Below are 8,177 nucleotides of genomic sequence, written 5' to 3' on the forward strand. Positions count from 1 at the left end.
ATGCTTCTATTAATTTTGTATGATAATCAAACTCTTTTGCTTTCCACTCAAGGTAGAATGGGTCAAGCGGTATACAATGTCCTCCAAGTCCTGGACCTGGATAAAATGGCATAAATCCATAAGGTTTAGTTTTAGCCGCATCTATAACTTCCCATATATCGATATTCATTCTTTTACATAAAATAGCCATTTCATTAGCAAGTGCTATATTTACATTTCTGAATGTATTTTCAAGTATTTTTTCCATTTCAGCTACTGCTGGTGAAGACACTTCTAATATATCTCCCTCAAGCACACTTCTATATAACATTCCTGCTACCTCAGTACAGTCTTTCGTGCATCCTCCAACTACTTTTGGAGTATTTTTTGTGTTAAATTGTTTATTTCCCGGATCTATTCTCTCAGGAGAAAACGCTAAGAAAAAATCTACTCCACATTTTAAACCAGATTCTTCAAGTATTGGTTTAAGTACCTCTTCAGTTGTTCCTGGGTAAGTAGTACTCTCAAGTACCACGAGCATTCCCTTGTGCAAGTACTTAGCTACACTTTTAGTTGATTCAACTACATATGATAAATCGGGTTGCTTATATAGATCAAGTGGAGTAGGAACTGCAATACATACCGTCTCTACATCCTTAACAAAGCTAAAATCTGTTGTAGCCCTTAGTTTCCCGTTTTTTACTAATCGTTCTAAATCCGAATCCACAATATCACTTATATAATTACGTCCCTCATTTACCATTTGAACCTTTTTCTCTTGAACATCAAACCCTATTACTTCATAACCTACTTTAGCCTTCTCTACAGCTAGTGGCAATCCAACATATCCAAGTCCTACTACACCAAGCCTAGCTGTTTTATTTTCTAGTTTTAATAATAATTCATCTTTTAATTGAAACATTTTGTTACCTCCTTCAACCCTAAAGATCTTATTTAATAGGTTAACTTTCTTATATGTTCTTTTTTATATCTATAAATCTTAACTTTTTTTAGAATGCAATATATATATATTTTATCCTTGCCTACTATATTCTAAGTTTCTTATAGTTTTTTGCGGTTTATTTTAGATACTTACATAACAAAGATTTTTCTATAAGTTTTATTGTGTTCTTGTCCTTTATCTTGTTTAAATCATCCCAACTCTCTCTAACCATTTTACATCATTTCTAAAATTATTCAACATGTTTTTACACTTCCATTGTAGTATATCTCAGTATCTCTCATTGTATCCTATATTATTCTATTTATATAATTTATATAATTTATATAATTTATATAATTTATATAAGTTTATTATCTATTTTTCTATAATTTCTTAAATTAGAACATACTACATTATATTAAAATAAAAAAAAGCTAGTTTTACCTAGCTTCCATTGATATTATTTATTTTGATTATTAATACATTTACTATAAATTTCTTTAAATACATCATTATCTTTAATAGTCAAAAGATATTTCATAAATGTTTCTTTAAGTTCATCCCGTTTAAGTGCATATTCTACAGTAGCTTCTAAAAATCCTTCTTTATCTCCCACATCATATCTTCTACCCTCAAAATTATAAGCATACATATCTTCCTCTGATATTAAAGTTTTCAAAGCATCAGTAAGTTGTATTTCGCCACCTTTACCTGGTTTTGTATTTTCTAAAATATCAAATATCCTTGGTGTTATAATATATCTTCCTAGTATAGCAATATTCGATGGAGCTTCACTTGCATTAGGTTTTTCTACAACATCTTTAACTTTATACACTCTATTTTCTACTGATACTCCATCTATAATACCATATTTGGAAACTTCACTTTTGGGAACCTGCTGAACTCCTATAATTGAAGTCTCATATTTAGAGTAACAATCTATAAGTTGTTTTAGACAAGGCACCTCACTATCTACCACATCATCACCGAGCATAACCGCAAATGGTTCATTTCCAACAAAAGTTTTAGCACAACTTATTGCATGGCCCAAACCTTTAGGTTCTTTCTGACGTATATAATAAATATTTGCCAAGTTAGATATATTTTGAACCATCTTTAATACATCATCTTTACCATTTTTTTGTAATTGGTATTCAAGTTCAACCGATTTATCAAAATGGTCTTCAATTGCTCTTTTATTTCTTCCTGTTATAATTAATATTTCCTCAATTCCGGCCGCAACAGCCTCCTCTATAATATACTGTATTGTTGGTTTATCAACAATTGGCAGCATTTCTTTAGGTTGAGCTTTTGTAGCTGGTAAAAATCTTGTTCCAAGCCCTGCTGCAGGTATTATAGCTTTTTTTACTCTCATAATTCTTCACCCCTCTAATAAAATGATCATAATTATGTAGCTTTTTATAATGATATTTGAAAATATCAGTTTCATTTTTAATAATCCAATTATATACAATACTATTCCTATGTTTAACAATTGTAAAGAGTTATTTAAGCTTACTTTTCTACTTATAATATTTTAATTTTCTTTTCCGTAATACCCTTTATAATATTTACCATGATATCCGCATGCTTCATTAGGCACTTTATTGAATACAACTCCTAATATTTTTCCACCCACCTTATCAATTAATTGTTTTGCATCTACAATAGCATTTTTTTGAGCTTCGCCATAAGATGCAACAAAGATTACTCCATCTACTACTGTAGATAAAATTTGTGCATCTGTTACTGCAAGAACTGGTGGAGCATCAATAAGAATCAAATCAAATTCGTCTTTTAAAGCTTCAATAAAAGCTCGCATTTTTTTGCTTCCTAACAACTCTGCTGGATTTGGAGGTATTGGCCCACTAGTTAGTATTAGAAGATTATCAACTTCAGTCTTAACCATACAGTCTTCTTTTTTAACATCCTGAACTAATACATTTGTTAATCCTAAAGCATTAGAAATTCCCATTTTCTTATGTATTGATGGCTTTCTTAAATCACAATCAACAAGAATTACTTTTTTCCCACTTTCTGCCATAGTTATAGCTAAGTTAGCAATTACAGTACTTTTACCTTCTCCAGAACCAGATGAAGTTACTGCTATAGTTTGAAGTTCTTTATCTAAGGAAGAGAATTGAATATTAGTTCTTAATGTTCTAAATGCCTCAGCCGTTCTAGATTTTGGATTTTTTAATGTTATTAATTTTTTTAACATATTCTCACCTTCCTATTGTTTATCTTCAGTCAAAGGAATAACACCTATAACTGGTAGTCCTGTTAGTTTTTCTAACTCATCTTGACTTTTTACAGTATTATCTAAATACTCAAGCAAGAAAGCTATTCCAAGTGAAATCATAAGCCCAATAAAAAATGCAATTGCCATATTTAACTTTGGATTGGGACTATCTGGTGCTGTAGGTTGCTCTGCTTCATCTAATATTTGTACATTATCAGTTTTTTTAACATCATTACTTATACTTTTCAATGATTTAGCTAACTGGTTCGCAACTACCATAGCTTCTTTTGCATCTTTAGATTTAACTGTTAGGGTTAAAAATTCAGTATCACCTTGAGCTTGAACTGTTACCATATCTTGAAGTTCACTAGGTGTAATATCCAATTTAAGTTTTTTAATAACATCTTCTGAAACCTTTCTTGATTTAGCAAACTCACTATAAGTTGCAACTAATTTTTGATACATCATTACATCATTAATATCAGTCTGAGGTACCTCTGATTTGTTTTGCACTTTTCCAATTATTACAGATATATCTGCTTTATATGTAGGTGTAATAACAAAATAACTTAGAACTCCACTAAGCACCGTTGCCCCTATTGTAATTAAAACAACTAACAATATCCTTTTCTTTATAATATTAAAATACTCAATTAATTCCATTATTTATCCTCCGTAAAAAGTTTTTCTAAATCAATCACAATTTCATCTTTTGCATCAATTTTTTTAGCTATATCTAAATGTATCCTTGCTTGCTCAAAGTTTTTGACGTTTATATAACACATAACTAGATTTGTACATATCTCTATGGATTTTGTAACTTCAAATGCTTTTCTAAAATATTGTATTGCCATTTCGTAATTTTCAAGGCAAGCATAATTAATTCCAAATTCATTAATTACCTCAATTAAATCCTTATCAATAGCTACTGCCTCATTTAAATAATATATTGCCTTCTCATAATTTTGTAAGACTCTATATGCAACCGCGCAATGATAATATATATCCGGTTTATCGCCTAATTGATTTATCAAAGGTATTAAAATCTTAAGTGCCTCTTTAGGGTCAGTTGGCACTAACTCTTTTGCTTTTTCAAAACCTGTTATGGTTTCTAATGAATTTTTAAGTTCAATAACATCTAAAGTTTGTTCTCCACCATTCATCGTATAATTTCTTAATGCCATTAATGCTAAGTCATGTTTATTTTCACTATTTAATACTAATGCCTCATATAAATATGGATTACTATAATTAGTAATATTTTTAGCTTTTTCTACAAGTTTTAGTTCTTCTTCCTTAAACATACTATTATTAATTCTTAATTTATCAACTAAAAGAAAAATTTTATCATAATTATCGATATTTTCCTCTATAACTAATAATCCTTTTAAAATAATATATGCTTCCTCATAATTTTCATCTTTAATTTCTTTAAATATCACGCTTTTTATAAATCCTGTCGAATTTGGTACAGTATTAATAATTTTTTTATACTCTTCATTATATTTAAAGTGTTCATCTGCACCTATTACATAGAACATTCCTTCTATAAATAAATTGACTGGTATATTTTTAAAATCTTCCTTTTTCTTTACCTTTTGGATTATCTCATTAGTTCTCACTGGGAAGTATATATCATTTGAAATAACAAGATCATTAATTTTACTATTCTTTTTTATTTCTAAAAAAAGAAGTGCTGCTAATTTTTCTGAAAAATATGTTTTGACATCCATTTTTACACCTTCCTACTAATCTTAAATATTTATAATACAAATGTTGCTATTTATAATAATAATATACTAAGGATAATTTGTAAACCTTATAAAATTATAGTAGCAGTAATTATGGACATTTTTTGTGTTAATCGACAGTTTTACTTTTCACATACCTCATCAACTATTTTCATTACAGCTTTTTTTAACTCAATTATCTTTTCAGATGCATTTTCCAAAGAATCTCCCTTAACAGATAGATAAATCTTCATTTTTGGTTCAGTACCTGATGGTCTAACTACAAACCAACAACCATCCTCTAATATAAATTTTAGTACATTTGATTTTGGTAGTTCTATCAATTTTTCAGTATTACTAGTTAAATCCATCTCTATACTAGATTTATAATCCATTTTTTTTACGATTTTGTTATTGTTTACAGATTCTTTCATTGAATGCCTTAGACTTTCCAATATATTACTTATTTTTTTTGCGCCATCTTTTCCTTTGAGTTCTATTGAAACTAAACTTTCTTTATAATATCCATGTTCTTTATAAATTCCTATTAAGGCATCATATAAACTCATACCTTTATTTTTATAGTAAAGTGTCATTTCACAAATTAACATTGCAGCTATAACCGCATCTTTATCTCTCACAAAATTCCCTGCTAAATAACCAAAACTTTCTTCAAATCCAAATATAAAGTCTTTCTCACCTGTCTTTTCAAACTCTTTAATTTTTTCTCCAATATATTTAAAACCTGTAAGCACATCTAACACTTGTACATTATATTTTTTAGAAATAGCCTCTACCATGTCTGTCGTAACAATAGTTTTTATTATTACACCATTCCTCGGCAATTGATCCGTTTCACTTAAAGATTTTAGTATATAATTACTTAGTAATACCCCTGTCTGATTTCCTGACAAGACCTTGTACTTTCCTTTCTCGCCCTTAACCACTACTCCAATACGATCACAATCAGGGTCTGTACCAAATATAATGTCTGGATTTATGCCCTTTGCCATTTCTAAGGCTAATTCAAACACTTTTGGTTCTTCTGGATTAGGATATGGAACTGTGGGAAAATTACCATTTGGCATTTCTTGTTCTTTTACAACAATCACATTATTATAACCTAATTCTTTTAAAACTCTTCTCACAGGTAGATTTCCAGATCCATGAATGGGAGTATAAATTATTTTTAAATCACTGGCATATTTATCAACTAAGTCTTTTCTTATTGTTAATTTCTTAACTTTATCCATATATGATAAATAAATATTTTCTCCAATCATTTTTAATATTCCGTTTTGTTTTGCATCATTAACATTCATATTTTTAACTTTAGAAAAATCTTCTATACTGTTTACACAAGTAATAATATTTTTTGCAACTTCATCAGTAACTTGTCCACCATCTTCTCCATAAACCTTATATCCATTATATTCTTTAGGGTTATGTGATGCAGTTATAACAATTCCAGCCTTGCTTTCTAATTCACGAACAGCATAAGATAAAATTGGTGTTGGCGTTAATTTTTCAAATAAATTCACTGAAATACCGTTACCACAAAGAGTTTCTGCAGCGGCTTTGGCAAACTCTATTGACATATTCCTTGAATCATATGCTATAGTAACTGAAATTTTTCCAATGTATTTTGATTTTAAATAGTCTGATAAACCCTGAGTAGTCTTGCCTATAGTATGTATATTCATCCTATTAGTCCCTGCACCAATTACACCTCTTAGTCCACCTGTACCAAATTCTAAATCTTTATAAAATCTGTCTTCAATTTCTTTTTCATCTACTAATTGCACAAGTTCTTTCTTTAATTCTGAGTCTATAAAAGTTGAACTAATCCAACTATTATATTTCTCTTTATATGTCATATTTTTCCTCCATTTCTATATTAATATCGAAATTGTCATTTACCTTGTTATTATTACACTATATCCCAACTTAGTCTATCATATTATACTATCAACTACGTAGAAATAAAAGGTATTCTTGATTTTTTTTATAAATCAGGATTTTATCTTAGTTTTTTAATACAATTATTATGTTTTATTTTATAAATATAAATGTTTATAATTGCAATTACACATCTAATCCTTTATAATTATAAATTGGTTGAATGAATATATTTTAAATAGCGATTTAGATAATTAATATAATTTTTTTTAAAAGGGGTGTATAAATTGTATAGATTAAATCAAAGTGAAACTCCATTATTTGATGCCCTAATGGAATATGTTGACAGAGACACCTTACCCTTTCACGTGCCTGGACATAAAAAAGGCTTAGGAGCTGATGAGCAATTTAAAAATTTTATGGGAGCAAACCCTTTTAAAATTGACGTTACAGTTTTTAAACTTGTTGACAGTTTTCATCATCCCACTGGTCCTATTAAAAAGGCTCAAGAATTAGCTGCAGATGCTTATGGTGCTGATGCATCATTTTTCTCCGTTCATGGAACTTCTGGTGCTATTCAAGCTATGATTATGTCTGTAGTTGGATCCGGTGATAAAATTATTGTACCCAGGAATGTACATAAATCAATAACAGGCGGTATCATTTTATCAGGGGCTATCCCAGTTTATATGCAACCTGAACTAGATAAAAAAATTGGTGTTGCTCATGGTGTTGCGCCTGAGACTGTAGAAGAAACATTGAAAAATAATCCTGATGCAAAAGCTGTGCTTATAATAAATCCTACATATTATGGAGTTTCTACCGATATTAAAAAAATAGCAGATATAGTACATGAATATGATATTCCACTTATAGTTGATGAAGCTCATGGTCCTCATCTTAAATTTAATAATAGATTACCAATATCGGCAATGGAGGCTGGAGCAGATATATGTGCTCAAAGCACACATAAAATTATAGGTTCATTAACTCAAAGCTCAATGCTACATGTTAGTTCAAAGCGTGTTAATCCAGCGAGAGTTAAACAGCTAATAAACCTTATGCACACAACTTCACCTTCATATATACTAATGGCATCCCTTGATTGTGCAAGAAGACAAATTGCATTACATGGTACAGAACTATTAGAAAAAACAATTGATTTGTGTAATTATGTAAGAAGTGAAGTAAATAAAATACCTGGATTTTATTGTTTCGGAGAAGAAATTTTAAATGGGCTCGGAGCTTATGCTTTTGATCCAACTAAAATCACAATAACATGTCGTGATTTAGGAATAACAGGTTATGACTTAGATATGATACTTTCTAATAAATATCACATACAAATGGAATTATCTGATATTTATAATATATTAGCAGTTGG

Annotated in this window: 7 protein-coding genes; 1 reads left to right on the plus strand and 6 read right to left on the minus strand. The window is 29.4% G+C overall.

From position 1 onward, the window contains the following. The 6 genes from Q0649_RS10030 to Q0649_RS10055 all read right to left on the minus strand — a co-directional run. Window positions 1-901, minus strand: a 901-nt coding sequence (locus tag Q0649_RS10030; protein ID WP_298841018.1) for a nucleotide sugar dehydrogenase, incomplete at its 3' end; no start/stop codon positions are given. 481 nt (window positions 902-1,382) lie between these two features. Beyond that, on the minus strand, window positions 1,383-2,297 hold the full coding sequence (galU, locus tag Q0649_RS10035) for a UTP--glucose-1-phosphate uridylyltransferase GalU (RefSeq protein ID WP_298841020.1): 915 nt from the start codon (window positions 2,295-2,297) through the stop codon (window positions 1,383-1,385). A gap of 162 nt (window positions 2,298-2,459) precedes the next feature. Beyond that, on the minus strand, window positions 2,460-3,143 hold the full coding sequence (locus Q0649_RS10040; protein ID WP_298841023.1) for a CpsD/CapB family tyrosine-protein kinase: 684 nt from the start codon (window positions 3,141-3,143) through the stop codon (window positions 2,460-2,462). A gap of 12 nt (window positions 3,144-3,155) precedes the next feature. Beyond that, the gene (locus Q0649_RS10045; RefSeq protein WP_298841025.1) at window positions 3,156-3,827 is read right to left on the minus strand and encodes a YveK family protein; all 672 of its coding nucleotides are present in this window, start codon (window positions 3,825-3,827) and stop codon (window positions 3,156-3,158) included. Beyond that, the gene (locus Q0649_RS10050; protein WP_298841029.1) at window positions 3,827-4,897 is read right to left on the minus strand and encodes a M48 family metallopeptidase; all 1,071 of its coding nucleotides are present in this window, start codon (window positions 4,895-4,897) and stop codon (window positions 3,827-3,829) included. Before Q0649_RS10050 ends, Q0649_RS10045 begins: the two co-directional genes overlap by 1 nt. A gap of 140 nt (window positions 4,898-5,037) precedes the next feature. Beyond that, window positions 5,038-6,771 (minus strand): phospho-sugar mutase, encoded by a 1,734-nt coding sequence (locus Q0649_RS10055; protein ID WP_298841032.1) that lies wholly within the window; start codon window positions 6,769-6,771, stop codon window positions 5,038-5,040. 309 nt (window positions 6,772-7,080) lie between these two features. Here Q0649_RS10055 and Q0649_RS10060 point away from each other — a divergent pair. Continuing rightward, a partial coding sequence (locus tag Q0649_RS10060) for an aminotransferase class I/II-fold pyridoxal phosphate-dependent enzyme (RefSeq protein WP_298841037.1) occupies window positions 7,081-8,177 on the plus strand: 1,097 nt, incomplete at its 3' end.

The organism is uncultured Clostridium sp. (assembly GCF_937920395.1).
Taxonomy (GTDB): Bacteria; Bacillota; Clostridia; order Clostridiales; family Clostridiaceae; genus Clostridium_AD.